Annotated in this window: 16 protein-coding genes; all 16 read left to right on the forward strand. The window is 61.9% G+C overall.

Annotated elements, in window-relative coordinates; all coding sequences use genetic code 11:
• The first annotated feature begins 578 nt into the window (after window positions 1-578).
• Window positions 579-1,283, forward strand: a complete 705-nt coding sequence (locus tag U5A67_RS37090; protein WP_321959803.1) for an outer membrane lipoprotein-sorting protein — start codon at window positions 579-581, stop codon at window positions 1,281-1,283.
• Window positions 1,284-1,357: 74 nt separating this feature from the next.
• Window positions 1,358-2,578 (forward strand): hypothetical protein, encoded by a 1,221-nt coding sequence (locus tag U5A67_RS37095; protein WP_321818289.1) that lies wholly within the window; start codon window positions 1,358-1,360, stop codon window positions 2,576-2,578.
• A gap of 67 nt (window positions 2,579-2,645) precedes the next feature.
• Window positions 2,646-3,068 (forward strand): DUF2141 domain-containing protein, encoded by a 423-nt coding sequence (locus U5A67_RS37100; protein ID WP_321959804.1) that lies wholly within the window; start codon window positions 2,646-2,648, stop codon window positions 3,066-3,068.
• On the forward strand, window positions 3,065-3,799 hold the full coding sequence (locus U5A67_RS37105; RefSeq protein WP_321818287.1) for an ABC transporter ATP-binding protein: 735 nt from the start codon (window positions 3,065-3,067) through the stop codon (window positions 3,797-3,799). The genes U5A67_RS37100 and U5A67_RS37105 overlap by 4 nt, the downstream gene beginning before the upstream one ends.
• Before the next feature lie 5 nt (window positions 3,800-3,804).
• On the forward strand, window positions 3,805-5,037 hold the full coding sequence (locus tag U5A67_RS37110) for an ABC transporter permease (RefSeq protein WP_321818286.1): 1,233 nt from the start codon (window positions 3,805-3,807) through the stop codon (window positions 5,035-5,037).
• A 64-nt stretch (window positions 5,038-5,101) separates the two neighbouring features.
• Window positions 5,102-5,338: a phosphopantetheine-binding protein gene (locus U5A67_RS37115; RefSeq protein WP_321818285.1), complete on the forward strand. Its 237-nt coding sequence runs from the start codon at window positions 5,102-5,104 to the stop codon at window positions 5,336-5,338.
• A 118-nt stretch (window positions 5,339-5,456) separates the two neighbouring features.
• Window positions 5,457-6,326: an alpha/beta fold hydrolase gene (locus tag U5A67_RS37120; protein ID WP_321959806.1), complete on the forward strand. Its 870-nt coding sequence runs from the start codon at window positions 5,457-5,459 to the stop codon at window positions 6,324-6,326.
• Entirely contained in the window at window positions 6,323-7,252 is a 930-nt protein-coding gene (locus U5A67_RS37125) for a hypothetical protein (protein WP_321818283.1), read from the forward strand. Before U5A67_RS37120 ends, U5A67_RS37125 begins: the two co-directional genes overlap by 4 nt.
• Before the next feature lie 22 nt (window positions 7,253-7,274).
• Window positions 7,275-8,810 (forward strand): class I adenylate-forming enzyme family protein, encoded by a 1,536-nt coding sequence (locus tag U5A67_RS37130; RefSeq protein ID WP_321818282.1) that lies wholly within the window; start codon window positions 7,275-7,277, stop codon window positions 8,808-8,810.
• 4 nt (window positions 8,811-8,814) lie between these two features.
• Window positions 8,815-9,954 (forward strand): hypothetical protein, encoded by a 1,140-nt coding sequence (locus U5A67_RS37135; RefSeq protein WP_321818281.1) that lies wholly within the window; start codon window positions 8,815-8,817, stop codon window positions 9,952-9,954.
• Window positions 9,944-10,996 carry a hypothetical protein gene (locus U5A67_RS37140; protein WP_321818280.1) on the forward strand — a complete coding sequence of 351 codons (1,053 nt, stop codon included), beginning with the start codon at window positions 9,944-9,946 and terminating at the stop codon, window positions 10,994-10,996. The genes U5A67_RS37135 and U5A67_RS37140 overlap by 11 nt, the downstream gene beginning before the upstream one ends.
• Entirely contained in the window at window positions 10,983-11,837 is an 855-nt protein-coding gene (locus tag U5A67_RS37145) for a hypothetical protein (protein ID WP_321818279.1), read from the forward strand. Before U5A67_RS37140 ends, U5A67_RS37145 begins: the two co-directional genes overlap by 14 nt.
• Before the next feature lie 71 nt (window positions 11,838-11,908).
• A complete protein-coding gene (locus U5A67_RS37150; RefSeq protein WP_321818278.1) occupies window positions 11,909-12,373 on the forward strand; it encodes a hypothetical protein in 465 nt (154 codons plus the stop codon).
• Complete coding sequence (locus U5A67_RS37155) at window positions 12,370-13,326, forward strand: hypothetical protein (protein ID WP_321818277.1); 957 nt, start codon at window positions 12,370-12,372, stop codon at window positions 13,324-13,326. The genes U5A67_RS37150 and U5A67_RS37155 overlap by 4 nt, the downstream gene beginning before the upstream one ends.
• Window positions 13,307-15,163 (forward strand): acyl-CoA dehydrogenase, encoded by a 1,857-nt coding sequence (locus U5A67_RS37160; protein ID WP_321818276.1) that lies wholly within the window; start codon window positions 13,307-13,309, stop codon window positions 15,161-15,163. The genes U5A67_RS37155 and U5A67_RS37160 overlap by 20 nt, the downstream gene beginning before the upstream one ends.
• Before the next feature lie 57 nt (window positions 15,164-15,220).
• Complete coding sequence (locus U5A67_RS37165; RefSeq protein ID WP_321818275.1) at window positions 15,221-16,051, forward strand: sterol desaturase family protein; 831 nt, start codon at window positions 15,221-15,223, stop codon at window positions 16,049-16,051.
• Window positions 16,052-16,057 lie beyond the last annotated feature (6 nt).

Below are 16,057 nucleotides of genomic sequence, written 5' to 3' on the forward strand. Positions count from 1 at the left end.
ACGAGTTATCGTCAGGCCATTAGTGCAAAAAATGTCAGCTAAAACCGAACATTCAGTTAAGGAATGTGCCATGGATAGTCTGACTGGACGATGCTGGTGGGGACAAAAGATTCGAAATGAATTTTTAACGTGTGGTGTCCCATAAAAGTCGGAGTTGTATGCGAGGTATGAGTGAATTAAATCGACGCAAGCTTTGAATTTTTACCGCTTTACGGACTGCAAGCATCCGGATAACCTTTCATCACGCTGTTCGAGATGCAGTACACCCCGAGAGGGTGGGCTTCGAGCAAGAAAACTTGAAATAGAACTAAACCATAGAGGAGCGGCGCCGCGCGGGTGAGTTCACTTCTCTACGTTGTTGATCGCAGAGGCGAATGGCAAACCTGAGCTGCTGCAGAACCAGGCTGAATGCCACATGAGCGAAATCAATTCGCCAAGATTGGCAGCATATGTCGTGCGGGGTAATCTTGATAAGGTCAATAGTAGCGGTTGTGCGCCCGCGCGAAGGGCGTCGTCTTATTTCCTATTCAAACCGCCATGGTGCGAGTTGGGCTTGTAGCGTACTGTTCTTTTGCGCGTTGTTCTCCGGTGCCGCACAAGCGGTCAGTGCCGATCCCGAAAAAATCCTTGCTGAGTCGGATCTTTCCCGCGGCGGTGGCTATGCCGGTCTGGCGTGGGACGTCAACGTGAATAGCATCGGCGCGAAGGATGTGGAGGACGAGCAAACGCTGCTGCATGTCATGGTTGCGGATCAGTCGAGCCTCGCGGAGATTTCCGAGCCTTTGCGCAATAAAGGTTTTCGCATTCTCCAGGTGGGCCGCAATATGTGGATCGGCAAACCGGGTATGCGCAAGCCTGTGGCCATCTCGCCGCGCCAGCGTTTGAGCGGGCAGGCCGCGCTTGGTGACATCGCCGCCACGGCCTACGCGCGCGACTACGCGGCAACGGCTCTTCGCGAAGAGAGCGTTGCTGGCGAGCCTTGCTTCGTGCTGGACCTGAGCGCCTCACGCCCGAATACGACCTATGACCGGATCACATACTGGGTATCGGAAAGGAGCGGGCTGGCAGTCAAGGCGCAGTTTTTATCGGTTTCCGGCAAGCCCCTTAAGAATGCCGAATTCACGTATGAGAACCGCGTCACGGTGAATGGGCGAAGCATTCCGTTTATCAGCAAAATGACCATCCGCGATGCGCTGACTGCCGACTCGACGACGTTGACGTTCTCCGGAATTCGCATTAAAGACATCCCTGTCTCAGTCTTTCAGATCAACAACCTCCAATGACGCCTTATGCGCTTAAGCGTGTCGCTACGCTTGCGGGTTTGGTGTGGTGCTTCGATGTGCGCGCCGAGTCATGGATGGATCGTTTTAGCACGCAGGAGGCGGGGGAAGTCTGGCTGTACGGGGCGGGATACGACTACGAAGGGGGGAGTCTGCTCAACCCGGCCGGCAAGCTATTTAATCAGCCGAACGGGCAGTACAGCGCCGAAACGCGGTTGCAGTGGTCGGCGCGTAGCGACGTGGTCGACGCGACGGTTCGTGGGCGTGCATTGGAGCAATATACAAACGGCACCAGCGAATCGGGAAGTTCGCACGACATCTACCTGAGCCAGGCATGGGTGCGGGCGAAATTGCCGGCTGACGTCAGTGCAACGGGTGGGCGCATGTTGCTGACCTGGGGGCCGGGAAACTTCCGCTCGCCGTCGAATCCGTACTATTTTGATGCGGGCAAGACCCAGCCGATGCGAGAGCTGTCCGGGATCGATGGGGTATCGGCGTCATGGTCGTCGCAGCGTGTGGTGGCAACGGTAGCGCATCTGTTTGGCAGCGGTCATGTGACAGGGACACAAGGCGAAAACTTCAACGGCGCTCAGACCGGGACGACGGATTTCGACGGCAACACCTTGCTCAAAATCGATCTGAGCAAGGCGGATCTGAGCGGAAGTGTCGTGTTGAGCCAGCAACCGGGTTTGGGGACGTACTGGGGCGGTTACGCGACGTGGACGCTCGACGACGCGTGGATGATTTATGGGGAGTGGGGAAATGGACGGCGCCCCTATGCGCTGTCGATCCCGAATACGCAGCCATCGGCATTCAGTGTCACGAGCCCTTCGTCACGGCAGAGCGATGCCCTGATCGGTGCAACGTACACACTGCTCAGTGGCCAGACGCTGAGCCTGGAATATTTGTATGACGGCCACGGACTAAGTGGTAGCGAAGAAGAAAAGTATTTCGCAGTGCTCGCAAATAGCAATGCTCTGATAGGACGTTACGGTGCGGGTCTCGCCATGCAGGCCGCAGGTCAGGCGCTCACCGGTTCTCCAGTACTGTTGGGAAGGCATTACGCATCGTTCACTGCCCAAAGTGGAATTGGCGACACGAAGACGTTGTGGAAGGCAACGTGGACGATGAACATGACCGATCACAGCACTCAGTTCATTGCATACGTGGAGCGCAATCTGGCGGCAAGGTGGTCCGTGTTTGCATCGGCCACGCTGAATACGGGTAGCAAGTCGACCGAGTTCCCCGCGCTCGGGCGTGGAAATCTGATGGCGGGGTTGAAGTTTTTTCTCTTTTGAGCAATGTCAGGCGCGGCCGCATTCGATTCGCGCAGAACATGCCGATTTATCCGCACGGAGTTTCATCATGGTATCAACCGTCTTGCGTGTAGCTTGCGCAATATTTGCTGGCGTTTGCGCAACGGCCCACGCGGGAGATCTTCGCGTGGAGGTACGCGGTATTGGGAGCACCGAGGGAAAGATTCTCGTAGCGCTCTATAACAAACCCGCCGACTTCCCCGGGAAAACCTATTTTCGGGCGCAGGCGTACGCAGCGCAGCCTTCAGGCGTCGAGGTCGTTTTCAAGGACCTGCCTCCTGGTGACTATGCGCTGGCCGCGTTTCAGGACAAGAACGGCAACGAGAAGCTCGACACGAACGGCATCGGCATTCCGATCGAGCCTTTCGGCTTTTCGAACGACGCACAGGGTGTGAACGGGCCGCCGCGTTTTGACGATGCGAAATTCCGTTTCGGTGGCGTGACGGCGAAGCAGACCATTGAACTGAGATGAGCAGACCGATCAGGCCGTCGCTCGATCCATTGATTCTATTGCGCGATATCGGCAAGCGCTATCGATTGGGCCAGATGTGGATCGATGCGCTCAAGGACGTCTCGCTTTCGATCGGCCGCTCCGAGCTGATCGGCGTGGCGGGGCCGTCGGGAAGCGGTAAATCGACCTTGCTGAACGTGATTGGCCTGATCGATCCACCGCAGTCGGGTGACGTCATTTTTGATGGAGGATCCGTGCGTGCAATGACAGACGATACGCTCGCCGACCTGCGAAACCAGCGCGTAGGCTTCGTGTTTCAAAGCTTCAATCTGGTTCCCGTGCTGTCCGCACTCGATAACGTGGCGTTGCCGCTGACGGTACGGGGCGTGCGTTCGGGCGAAGCACGCGAACGGGCGGCGGACTGGCTTGGGCGCGTTGGTCTTGCGTCGTTTGCGCAGCGCCGCCCCGACCTGTTGAGCGGCGGTCAGCGCCAGCGCGTGGCAATCGCACGCGCGCTCGTCACTTCGCCGGCGCTCGTGGTGGCCGATGAGCCGACCGCTAACCTCGATAGTGTCAACAGCGACAAGGTACTCGATTTGCTGATCGAAATGACCCATGAATCCGGTGCGACATGCGTGCTCTCGACGCACGACGAGCGTGTCTTGCGCAGGGTCCGGCGACGCATTGAACTGAGCGATGGCAAGGTGGAGCGCGACAGCGCGACCGACGCACTGCGCGTTTGCGTGGAGTGAGCCCAATGCGACCCCTTCAGCTCGTCGCGTTTGCGGCGCGAAATCTGCAACGGAACCGGCGCCGCACGCTTGTGGCGCTCCTGACGATCGCAGTGGGATTTTCCGCATTGGCGCTATTCGCCGGATATACGCAGAACGTGTACCTGGGGACGCGCAATCAGGCAATTCATGGGGAAATGCTGGGCCATCTCATCGTCACGCGTGCGGGGGCAGGCAGTGTCGTGCTCGATCCGGAAAAGCAACTGTGGAAACCCGACGAGAGTCGAAAGATCGATGAAGTCGTCGGGCATGCAATACCTGATGCTGTGGTAGTGCCGCGTCTGGCCTTGTCGGGGTTGGTATCGAACGGCACGATCAGCACGATTTTCGTTGCCGAGGGCGTCGATCCTCAGTTGATGCGGGCTTTGCGCGGACCGATGGCGCACGCGTCGGGCGCCTTGGATCCCGCTCAGCCGCGCGGTATTTCGCTCTCGCGAGGGCTCGCGAAATTGCTTGACGTGAAGGCCGGCGATGATGTCTCGCTGCTTGCAAGCACGGTGAGGGGGCAGGCCAACGCACTCGATGCTCAGGTTATCGATGTGTTCGACACAGGCAACGCGGCGACCAACGACAAGGTGCTGTTCATGCCAATCGAACTCGCTCGCGAACTGATGGATGCAGCAGGCCGGGCAGACCGCCTGACGATTGTTTTGCCGCATGACGGCGATGCCGTGCGCACGCGCGATTCGATAGCACAGATGCTTCGGCAACAGGGTATTGATGCGACGGTCAGGACATGGGAGGAGGCGGCTGCGACCTATCGCCAGGTCAAAGCCATGTTCGACGTCATTTTCGCGTTCATGTTCGGTATCGTACTGGTCATCTGCATGATGGCGCTCTTCAACGTTATCGCGATGAACGTGATCGAGCGCACGCGGGAAATCGGCTCCTTACGCGCCATTGGCATGACACGTGGCAGTGTGAATGCGTTATTCACAATCGAGGCGATGCTCGTGGTCGCGGCCGGCGGCGCGCTGGGTGTGCTCCTGACTGCTGCTGCCCGATTGGCGCTCAATAGTTCAGGGATAGCCTATACGCCCCCAAATGCGACGGATGCCGTGCCGCTCACAGTCGGACTCGCGTTGCCGTCGTTCGCCATCATTTTCGCCTCGATGTTCGCGGGGGCTGCCTGTGCGGCGGGGTGGGCAGCCTACCGCAGAAGCCGCATGCCCATAGTCGAGGCATTGATACACGTATAAGCCGCCGACTGACAGCACATGGTGTGTAGTCAATTTGAAAAGAATTTTAATTTCGGAGTGCAGAATGAACGATACACTGAATCAACTGTCGGAAGGCATCAAGGAGATGCTGGCAATCGATGAAGTCGATTGCGATACGCCGCTCTCGCAAATCGGAATCGATTCGCTGAACGTGGTTGAGATGATCATCGTGTGCCAGCGGGTGTACACGAACGTTGTGAATTACGACGACGTTGCGATCGACGAAATGACCACGCTGCGTGAGATCGACGATCAGATGCAAAGCCTTTCGCAGGCCTGATGCGTGTCGCGAGCACGAAAACTCATAGCCTTGACCCATGAACATGGTCGCTGACGCGCGTATTCAACCGGCGTCGCCTCGCGCGGGCGGCATAGCGGCGACGGAGTTGCGTCTCGCCATGTCGGATGGCGTCGAACTCTCGGTTAGCGAGATTGCCGGCCACAACACGACTAAAGGAACGATCGTGCTGGTGCATGGCACGGGAATGCACGGAGCGCACTACACATCGTTTGCACGGCTTCTTGCGCAGATGGGTGCGCGCGTCATGCTCGTCGATATGCGTGGACATGGCCGCTCGGGCGGGGTTCGTGGCCACTCCGCACATCGCAACCAGTATGCCGACGATCTTGTGCGCTGCTTCAACTGGTTCGCGGCCGAGCGATCCGGCCCATTGGTGCTGTTGGCGCATTCCGGCGGGGCCGTGACGCTGCTGCGCGCGCTTGCGCGATCCGGCATCGCGCCAGCCGGCGTGGCGTTGATCGCGCCGACGCTGGCGAACGACACGGTGTTCGTGCGCCGCGACATTGGCGGTCGGCGGCATCGCGAGGCGAGGCGTTTGCCCGTTCGCACCGCGCCGGCGCGCGAGGTGCGCGACGACGGGCGGGCAGCGATGCGCTTTTCGCCGAGAGGATTCTTCGATGGCATCACGCGGCTGAACCGCTTCGCCGCTGCGATGACGTGCGCGCCCTCGATGCCCGGCGAAGCGCCCTTCGCCTATACCGCCAATGGTCTCATGGCGTCGATGCTGAAGGAAACCGAAGTGTGGTTCGAATCGATCGCATGTCCGGTATTGCTCGTCACGGGAGAAAGCGACGTCTTCGTGAACGATGCATCCATTCATACGATTCTGCCGTGGGCATTCGCGGCGGAGGTGGCGTTGACGTCGTGCTCGATTCCGGGCGCGGATCACTACACGGTTCTGCTCCATGCACTGAGGCCATTCAGGAGTTGGCTCGACGGGATAACGAGCGGGGGCGGGACACAATGAATGACCATCGCATCGCGCTGGGCCTGCGCTCCACACAGCCCATGACCGTCCGGTTCACGCGCCTGGGCGCGCGGCTGGAAGCGTTCGATATATCGGCATTCGCACGCACGGCGCCATCAATGGACGTGCTGAGCGATCTCGCGCGCTTTGGCGTCGTCGGCGCATTGGCGGAGCTAGCGCCGGGGCGTTATCTGTGGCCGCGCGCAACACCTGCCGGAGGCAAGCTCGCGTTTCCCGCAGACGATGCGGACAGTGTCCGGGCGTCGCCGCGGGAGCGGATTTACGTGGGCAGGCACCTCGAGAAGAAGGACGATCGCTGGCGCTACAGCGTGCTCACGCGCGCCCGGGAAATGCGCGTGGTAACAGGGTTGCCGATGACAAACCTGCCGCTGCTCTCGCTGTTGCAGCATGTTTGCACGCAGCTGCCGCACCAGGCCGTCGCCGCGCTGCCGCCTGCTGATCATGAGGGTTTTATTGCGCAACTCGCGCCGGGCGTGCCGATGCGCGTTGCCCGGCACGCCGGCGTGCTTCAGGAGCGGCGGCGCATCGCGCTGGGTCTCGGGCAAGGCATACCGCCGCGCGAGCTCGAAGCCCAGATTCGACGGTGCCTGATCGCGCCGATGGCGCAACAGCAATTGAATGACCTGCTACCCGATACCACGCGCTGCATCCGCGTTATCGCGACCGACGACGTCGCGGCACAGGCGGAACCGATCCCGATGGATTGCTTTTCGCCAGGCGATCCAATGGGAGAAAACCTCTATGCGCTTGCTCAGCGGCGTATTGCAAGAATGCACGCGAAACGGATTCCGGTGCCGGCGTTATGGAAGCCGCTGTCGCGGATCGTCGCCTCGCTCGCGGGGAGCACAGAGGAAACCGAGGGCGCGGCGCAGTCCATGCTCGCTTTGATTCAGATGGGGTACTGAAATGGATGCAACCGAGAACGAGATGACGATCCCAGGCGGGCTCCCGGATCTGGGATTCCCCGGCAATCTGCCACCGGACGCGGACCCACGGATCTGGGCACAAACCCTCCAGCATCTGGTGTGGCATGCCGTGGCGCGCGATGGCCGCCTGCGGATTGCGGATGCGAACGGCGGCGCCGTCACGCGCAATGCTGTGTTCGGCTACGTCAGCGCGCTACGCGCCGCGGGCGTTCAGCCGGGCGATGTGGTTGTCGTGAAGGCGGACAATGACGCGCGCGGCGCCGCAATGATGCTCGCGACCTGGCTCAACGGCTGCGCGTTGTGCCCCGTCGATCCCTCTGCGCCGGCCGATGTGCACGCGCTCATCACCGAGCAGTCGGGTGCACGCGCCGTGTTCGAGGCGCACGGGGCTTGCACGCGTGTCGAGCACGCGGCGCCGCACGACACGCGCCTGCCAATCCGACGCGCAACGGGCGTCGATCTCGCGCTGATCATTTTCACCTCGGGGAGTTCGGGGCGGCCCAAGGGCGTCCTTCTGACGCATGCGAACGTGATGTCCGCGCTGCGTGCGATTGCCACCTACCTTGGCATGCACGCACAGGACCGCGTGTTGTGCGTACCGCCGATGTTTCTCGATTACGGCTTGTATCAGGTCCTGTTCACGCTGTTCGTGGGCAATGAACTGGTGCTGGCGACCCAGCGTACGAATCCCCTCAAGGTTCTGGGCCTGATCGATACGCATCGCCCGACGATCCTGCCCGTCGTTCCGGCGCTGGCGTCGGGTCTTTCGACGGTGCTGAACACTTTTGGGCAGACGCTGCCCTCCGTCCGGCTCGTCTGCAATACGGGAGGGCATTTGGCGGCGGCGACTGTCGACGGCATTCGCCGCTCGTTTCCGAACGCAGAAATCTACCCGATGTATGGGCTCACGGAATCCAAGCGAGCTTTGTACTTGCCGCCGGAGCGGGTGGCCATCAAGCCTGATTCGGTCGGCGGCCCGATGCCTGGGCTCGACGCGCGCGTGGTGGTCCTCGATGAGGCCGGACAGCGCGTCGAAGCGCAGCCGGGTGAAGTCGGAGAGCTTTATCTGCGCGGCAGCTCGGTCATGCAGGGCTATCACAGCGGCGAATCGACCGCCGGCGCGAAGCTGGTGGGGGGGCGCTATCGCGACGACGTATGGCTAGCAACGGGCGACCTCTTCATGCGCGACGAAGACGACTGCCTTTTCTTCGTCGGACGCTCGAAGTCGCTCATCAAGCAGCGCGGCTACTGCATCTATCCGCGCGATCTGGAGGCGGCTGCGGAGTCGATCGCCGATGTGGGCTCGGCGATTGCCATCGGCCGGCGCGAGGACGACGGCGACGAGAGCGCCGTGCTGTTTGTCGTGTTGAACCGCCCTGGCGATACGGACGCGGAAGAACGCGTGCGCGCGTGCCTGCGAAGCACGCTGCATCGCTCGCTGCAAGCGCGGTTCGTGCGCTTCCTGCCCGAGTGGCCAGCGCTTGCGGTCGGCAAGATCGATCTCGGCGCGCTCGCGCGCATGGCAAAGGAGATGTGACGCTATGTTGTTGCCCGTCAAGAATGCGGCCTGGTGGGAAGAACTGGAGTTCTACGCGCTCACTTCGCCAGCTTACGTCTATAGCGCGCAGGCGCTCGCTGGGCGCATAACGCAGATCAAGCACGCACTCGGCACAGACATTGTCATCTCCTGCAAGGCCTGCCCGAACGCCGATCTCATTGCACGTTTGCCGCCGGACTGTCTGGATGGCCTGGAACTGGCGTCGCGAGGCGAGCTGCATACGTTCGCCGGGTTCAAGCCGAGACATCTCTACATCAACACGCCCGCGCTCACGACGACGCTGGCAAAAGCCGGGATCAACGCGCGTGCCAGCTTCATCGTCGATACGCCCGCGCAAGTGGATCTGTTGCACGGCGTGCGCGGCACGCGCGAAGTGAAGCCGATCATGCTTCGGCTGACGAACCGGTTGATCGAGACGTTCAATCCCGCCGCGCCACGGCTTCGGTTCGATCAGTTCGGCATGGATCTTGACGAAGCGTTCGTGGCGATTGATCGCGCGAAGGCGCTGGGCATTCCTGTGGAGGGTGTTCATCTGTACGGCGGCCCGCATACCTTCGGCCGCACCGGGCAGTTTGTCGTCGAGGCGCTTGCGCAAATCATTCCGCTCATCGAATCGCGCCTCGGCGCGCCCCTCGCGGTGGTCAACGCCGGCGGAGGGCTTGAGGAGAACTGGCCGGAGCGCGGCCACGACTTTTCTGCCTATCGCGAGGCGCTGCGCAGCCTGCCGCCGCATGTCAAGGTCGTTCACGAATTCGGCCGTGCCCTGTTCGCGTCAGCCGGCGTCTTTGTCGCGCGTGTGATTGCGCTCAAGCGCGTCGGCGGGCAGCGCTACGCGATCTGCGACGGCGGAATGGCGCAGGCCTTCCTGCTCGCGCAGACCGAAAACATGATGCGCAAGTATCGTGAGCCGCGGATCATCGGGCGCGACAGCGAGCGAGAACAGACGGGCGAATCGACGACGCTCGTGGGATCGACGTGCAGCCGCGACGACGTCATTGGCGTGGTGAGCTGCGACGTGCGCGAGGGCGACACGGTGGTGTTTGACCAATGCGGCGCGTACGTCCAGACCTATTCGATGAATCAGTTCCTGACGCTTGGAGGCGCAACGGCCTATGTCGTCTGATCTTGGCACCGTGTTCAGCGAAAGCGCACTCGCGGCGATCGCGCGTCACACAAACATCCCAGCGGCGGTCTCCGGACTGCTCGCGCAATCGGCCACGCGGCTCATGGACTCCGCCATGATCATCGCGGACCCGCACACGCGTTTTCGGCAGGCTGAGACGTCGAACGTAAAAACCGCGCTTCCCGCGATGCCGATGTCGCCCGTGCTCGAACAGGCGATCGAGGCAACGCGGCACGGCGGGTTCGGTCCGCAGGCGGTGCGCTTCTTTGGGCTGCTCGGCTCGCTGATGCTCACGCTTTCCGGTTCGCAGGCGCAGACTGAGAGTGTGGCGCAGTGGGTCGCGGCGGACATGACCGGCGCGTTCTGCATGACCGACGCGGGTGGACCGCTGGCTTCTCATTGGTACTCGACGGCGCCGCTGAAGGCACCGGGCGAATTGGTCGTGGACAAGATCTGGGCGATGAACGCGACTCGCGCGGACTTTGCCATCGTCGTGGTGCGGCGCGGACAGTCGATGATACTTTCACCGATCCTGATCGCGCCGGATGTCTATCGCACCGCGAAGCGCGCAAATACCGGCGCACCGTTCCTCGACGGTGCACTGCCGCTTGGCAACGTTGCCTTGCGCGCACCGTTCGATGCCGACAGTGCAATGTCGAAGGGCGGACCGATATCGGCCAAGATTTTTCTGGCGTGTGCGCGGCCGTGGTTGATTCGCGCACTCTGCGCGCACGTGCGCTGGCTTGCCGCCAATGGGCGGGTGGTGCTCGACGAAGCGGCGATCGAACGAATCGGCTTTCTGGAGAAAGCGAGCCTGATGCAGACGGCGTGCGGCCATTTCGACCGCTTCTCTGAAGACCAGGCAATGGCGCTCAAGTGGATCGCCAACGAAACGTGGGTCGAACTGCTGATGCGCGGCAGCGTTACGCGCGCGACGGACCAGCGCGACCTGCTGGCGTTCACGAAGATGGAGGGGAGTTCGTACCGTTGCTTCCTGGAGATCTACGAGCGCAACCGGAGAGCGCGTCATGCTCACGCTTGAAGCCGCGCAATATCAGCGTGTATCAGGCGTGCCTGAGGCAGCGAGGCGCTCGGGCACGCAGGCCGCCCTGTGGCTCGGTGCGCTGCTAGGCGAACAGATCGACCGCACGACACGGTGCTTCGAGCGCTCGGAAGTGACGTTCAACGTGTGCGTGTCGACCATGATGGATATGCCGTTTACGACGGGCTGGCTCGACTGGCGCGCCGTTCGCGCGGCGGCGCGGCGCCACACGTGCTTCGCACCCGAGAATTTCACGCCGGCCTATGAATGCGCCGGGTGGGGATTCATGCTCGCGTATGCGCGGCGGCGTTGCGCACCTGGAAGCGTGGCCATCATCTCGGTAGTGGACATCAACCTGCTCGATCTGAGTTTCTGGCGTGAAAACGAGGCGTGGGGGAAATCGGGCTTCGGCGTGGCGACGATTGCCATCCGCATGCCTGCGGCGGGCGCGTTACGTCTGGAAACGGGTCTTTCACGCTCCGCCTGGCCGATGGGCGAATTCTGCGTGCGTCTGCGGGAATGGCTGGACCAGTCGAGTTCCCGGCTTGCCAACACCCCGTTTCTGCCGGCCGGCATGGATTCGATTTACCCGCGCTTCCTGGACACGCGGCGACTCATGCCGAACCTGCACGCCGAGTACGGTCATGCTTTCGGCTCCGATACCTGGATCGCGTTCATTGCGGCTTTAGGGCAAGGTGCGCGCGACGAGAACGATGTTTTCACCGCGACATCGGCATCGCTGCGCGGATGCTGGGCCATGGCCGATTTGCGCATCGCGCGGGACGCGACGCTGGCCTTCGCGCATGAGGCCGAAGCGGCGAAGTGCGAGGTGCGCGCATGACGATGTTCTTTCAGGGAATTTTTGAAGGCCTTACCGGCGCGGCGCGCGTGGCCGTGTCGGATGCTCGCGTCATGCCCTTTCATGATGACGCGGATTTTGCCTGCTATGCGATGTTGAGTGCCTGCCGCCCACGCGGTACGCGAGCCTTGCTGACGTATGAAAGCAAGTATGCGTTACTCGCGGCGCTGATCGACGAAGTGCGCACGACGCTCGACCCGCGTCCCGCAGAGGTCATCGTGAATGTGCGCATGCCCGGCATCGCGCGCATGCCGGCCGGGATGTTCGGCGACGATATCGTGGTGGTCGATGACGTTAGCGCCGAAGTCCGCCGCCTGCGCCGCGAAGGCGCACGCTTTGTCGCGATACGGGAGAGTTTGATCCGCTATCCGCTTGAGGCGGGGAATAACACACTGCAACTGGCGTGGTTCGGCGCACCCGAAGGCGACCGTGAGTCCTTTCTCGCACTCGTGAACTGGCTGGTCACGCGCGGCTTCAGGCAACGGCGGTTGCGGGATTGTCCAGGCGGGGCGTCATGAACGTTCGCGCCGCCTATATCGAAGAAGTGGTTTTCCTCCCGGACGACGAATGCAGCGTGCCGGCGGGCTTCGACACGGAACTGTGTCTTGTCACCAGTTCCGCCGAGGTCGGCATTCTCGGCGTCGAACAGGCGTTGGCCTTGCTGCGCAGGTTTTATCCGTCCGCTGCCGATGCACGGAGCGCCTTCGTGTCGATCGGCTGCGCGGGTTTTTTCGGCTGCGTGCTGGAATTTCTCGCCTCCGATGCGGAATCGGCGACGCTCGTGCTGCTCGAAACGCCTTCATGGTTCGTGCAGGAAACGCTCGATGGTGCGGGCGTGGGATACGGCGGCGACGGCTTCATCGCGAAGGACAGCGCGTGCGTCGTGCGACTGGGCCGGACGCCGCGCGCGAACGCTTTGCGCATCGACTTTTGCACGATCCTCGCCAAGCCCGCGCGGCTTCTCGGCACCGTGAGCCTTGCGCGCGAAATTGTGGGTTGTCTTGCAGCGCTTTACCGCTCGCATCCCGCGCTTCAGGTGGTGACTTTCGCGAACGTCTCCGCCTGGTCGCAGCGTCTGGTTCAACTCGTGGACATGCACTGCCCGGAAATTGGGCTGAGCGGCAGCATGTCATGGATGCCCAGTGTCGAATCCGATGCGACGCATTACATGAGCGTGCGGCCGCTGCTGGATCTGCGCGCCCATGAAGCGCAGGCAAGGGAGCGGCCGCTGCTGCTGACCTGCCTGGGCGCGGGGGGGCGGCTGGGGATGCTGCTGGTCGCGCCGCCTGATGCGCCTCATGTACCGCATCCCAGCCGTGCGGCCCCGCTGCCGATTCATTCCGTGCCTGCGCCTCACCGGCAAACCGCGCGCAGCGCGAGCCGCGATGTGCTGTATGCGAAGCCCGAATATTTTGGCCAGCGCGACTTCTATTTCAAATGGAATTTCGATCATGCAGATTCGCTCCCATAAACTCACTTATCGCGCGCCGTTGCGGGATTTCGCCTTCCTGCTCTGGGAGCAGTTCAGGGTGCACTCGAATCCGCACCTGTCCGCGGGCGTCACCCGCGAGGGCGTGACGGCGCTGCTGCGGCAGATTGCCGATTACACCGAACGCGAAATGGCCCCGAGCTATCGCGAGAGCGATGAACAGGAGGCCCATCTCGACAGCCAGGGCACGGTATGCACGCCCGAGAGTTTTCCGGCGCTGCTCGAAGGGTATCGGCGGCTCGCGAATCAACTCGGCTTCATGTCGGACGACGAAACGCGCGGCACGCTGGAGATCGTGCAGCACATGGTCGTGGAGATGATGGTCGGCGCCAATCCCTCCTTCGTCACCTATGTCGGGTTTAATCGACCGGCGCTCACGTTGCTTGAGACGTTTGGAAGCAAGACGCTCAAGGCGCAATTCGCGCCGGCGCTCCGTTCGCTCGATTCCAGCGCCTGTCTTTGCATCACCGAAAAAAGCGCAGGCTCCGACCTCAATCTGCTACAGGCGTGCGCCACGCTTCAGGACGACGGTACCTATCGGCTCGAGGGCCATAAGTGGCTCATTTCCGCAGGCATGCACGAACTCACGGACAACATCTGCTATTTCGTTCTCGCGCGGACCTCCGGAAAAGCATCGGGAATGATGGGGCTTTCCTGCTTCCTCGTGCCGCGCTTCAGACTCGACACAGCGGGGCGTCCTACCATCGACAACGGCGTGCGCTGCCGCGAAGTCGTACGCAAGATGGGGCTCAAGGGCTGCGCGAATACGCACCTCACGTTCAGCGAAGAGGTGCCGACCGTTGCATGGCTGCTTGGCGAGACGCAGGGACATGGCCTGCAGCAACTCATGACGATGATGACGCCCGCGCGCATCAGCACGGGCATTTACGCGCTGGGTTTGGCCTCAGCCGCGTGTGAAGCGGCGCACGACTATGCTTCGCAGCGGGTGCAGGGCAAGCGGTTCGATCAGTCGATGAGTGGCAATGCACCGAGTCTGCCCATCGAGGCACACCCCGACGTGCGCCGCATGCGTCTCGACATGCTGGCGGTCACGAGCGGCTGCCGTGCGCTGATTGCGCGCCTGGGACTGTGCCAGGCCGAATTGCGCAGCGCGACGGGCGACCCCGCCGCGCGCTCGGTCGCACAGAATCTGCTCGACGTGTTGCTGCCCATCGTGAAGGCCTATACCTCGGATCAGGCCTGGCGCGTGACCGAAACTGCGATCCAGACATTCGGCGGCGTGGGGTACCTGCGGGACTACCCGGTCGAGCAGCAGGCACGCGACTGCAAGATCCTGTCGATCTGGGAAGGTACGAATCACATGCAGTCGCTATTTCTTGTGCGCGACAAGCTTGGACTCTGCCTGCGTCCCCACAAGTTGCAGACGGTGGTCGATCAGGTGCAGCAGACGCTTGCATTCGTACGGTCGCTGGAGATAGCCGACGTGGAAGCTCAACTCGTGAACGAGGCCGGTGATGCGTTAATGGTCTGCGCCAGCGCCATCGGCACGGCCGTACGCGCGGGGAACATGAACCGCGTGCCCGCCGTGTCGTGTGCATTTCAGGCGGCACTGGGCGACTACCTGATCGCGTGGCATCTGCTGGAAGCTGCGGGCATCAGCGCATGCGCGCTGCGCGATGGCGGGGTGGCGCAGGACGACCGGACGTTCTATGGCGACAAGATCGATGCCGCCAGACACTTCGTGCGGCATCGCCTTGCGCTTGCGAACGCGGCGTTTCACACCATTGCGCGCGATCTCGCCGAGCCGTGGGAGCCGGCCGCGAGCGTGCACGCCCATCACGAACACGCGGGCGCATGAGAGATGATTGGCCGCCACGCGTAACTCTTTCTATCCGTTTCCAGACTGGACCTGCCGATGAATATCGCACACGTGCCGTTTGCGCTGCTCGCCTCCATGATGGCCGACTACAGCCTCATGAACGCGATCCACTACCTTGCCTTTGTTATTCCAGCCTTTGCGCTGCTCGCGTGGGTCAGTCGCAAGCCGATACGCTTCGGTCGCGGCACGCCGCCGCGGCCGGGGGCTGCTCAACTGTGGCGTGAGGCCTGGCTGAGTACCTCGACCATCGTGCTCGGCGCGGCCATGGGACCGCTCATCATGCTCGCCGGAATGGGCCCGAAGCTCAATTTCTATTCGGGTATCGACACCTACGGCTGGGGCTATTTCTTCTTCAGCATTGTCCTGATGATGGTCGTTCGCGACACGATGTTCTATTGGGAGCATCGGCTGCTGCATCATCGTTCGCTCTTCCGCTTCACGCACCGCGCGCATCATCTTTCGATCCAGCCGAATCCGTTGACGGCGTTCGCCGTGCATCCGCTGGAGGCGATCATCGGCGCGGTGATTCCCTATCTCATCATTTTGTTCTTCGTGCCGAAGCACCAGCTGGCCTATATGACGTTTCTCTGGATCGATGCCGCCGTTGGGGTGGTGACGCATCTTGGCGTCGAATTTCTGCCGCGCGGCTTTAGTCGCAGCCGGATCGGCCGCTGGATCGGCACCACCACCGCGCACCAGATGCACCATGAATTCAGCCGCTGCAACTATGGCCTTTATTTCCTGTTTTGGGACCGGGTGATGGGCACGCTGCATAAGCGATACGACGACGTATTCGATTCCTCATCGCCGTCGCGGCGCGGCCGCGAGCGCTCGGCTCAGCCTGCTCCTGCCCGTCAAGCCGGTTAACTACAT

Source organism: Paraburkholderia sp. J69-1 (assembly GCF_905220255.1).
In the GTDB taxonomy this organism is placed as follows: Bacteria; Pseudomonadota; Gammaproteobacteria; order Burkholderiales; family Burkholderiaceae; genus Paraburkholderia.

What these genes read in the sequence shown, in the direction of transcription:
- U5A67_RS37095 (WP_321818289.1), top strand. Translation starts at nt 1,358, where the DNA reads ATGGATCGTTTTAGCACGCAGGAGGCGGGGGAAGTCTGGCTGTACGGG.
- U5A67_RS37100 (WP_321959804.1), top strand. Translation starts at nt 2,646, where the DNA reads ATGGTATCAACCGTCTTGCGTGTAGCTTGCGCAATATTTGCTGGCGTT.
- U5A67_RS37105 (WP_321818287.1), top strand. Translation starts at nt 3,065, where the DNA reads ATGAGCAGACCGATCAGGCCGTCGCTCGATCCATTGATTCTATTGCGC.
- U5A67_RS37110 (WP_321818286.1), top strand. Translation starts at nt 3,805, where the DNA reads ATGCGACCCCTTCAGCTCGTCGCGTTTGCGGCGCGAAATCTGCAACGG.
- U5A67_RS37115 (WP_321818285.1), top strand. Translation starts at nt 5,102, where the DNA reads ATGAACGATACACTGAATCAACTGTCGGAAGGCATCAAGGAGATGCTG.
- U5A67_RS37120 (WP_321959806.1), top strand. Translation starts at nt 5,457, where the DNA reads ATGTCGGATGGCGTCGAACTCTCGGTTAGCGAGATTGCCGGCCACAAC.
- U5A67_RS37125 (WP_321818283.1), top strand. Translation starts at nt 6,323, where the DNA reads ATGAATGACCATCGCATCGCGCTGGGCCTGCGCTCCACACAGCCCATG.
- U5A67_RS37130 (WP_321818282.1), top strand. Translation starts at nt 7,275, where the DNA reads ATGACGATCCCAGGCGGGCTCCCGGATCTGGGATTCCCCGGCAATCTG.
- U5A67_RS37135 (WP_321818281.1), top strand. Translation starts at nt 8,815, where the DNA reads ATGTTGTTGCCCGTCAAGAATGCGGCCTGGTGGGAAGAACTGGAGTTC.
- U5A67_RS37140 (WP_321818280.1), top strand. Translation starts at nt 9,944, where the DNA reads ATGTCGTCTGATCTTGGCACCGTGTTCAGCGAAAGCGCACTCGCGGCG.
- U5A67_RS37145 (WP_321818279.1), top strand. Translation starts at nt 10,983, where the DNA reads ATGCTCACGCTTGAAGCCGCGCAATATCAGCGTGTATCAGGCGTGCCT.
- U5A67_RS37150 (WP_321818278.1), top strand. Translation starts at nt 11,909, where the DNA reads ATGCCCTTTCATGATGACGCGGATTTTGCCTGCTATGCGATGTTGAGT.
- U5A67_RS37155 (WP_321818277.1), top strand. Translation starts at nt 12,370, where the DNA reads ATGAACGTTCGCGCCGCCTATATCGAAGAAGTGGTTTTCCTCCCGGAC.
- U5A67_RS37160 (WP_321818276.1), top strand. Translation starts at nt 13,307, where the DNA reads ATGCAGATTCGCTCCCATAAACTCACTTATCGCGCGCCGTTGCGGGAT.
- U5A67_RS37165 (WP_321818275.1), top strand. Translation starts at nt 15,221, where the DNA reads ATGAATATCGCACACGTGCCGTTTGCGCTGCTCGCCTCCATGATGGCC.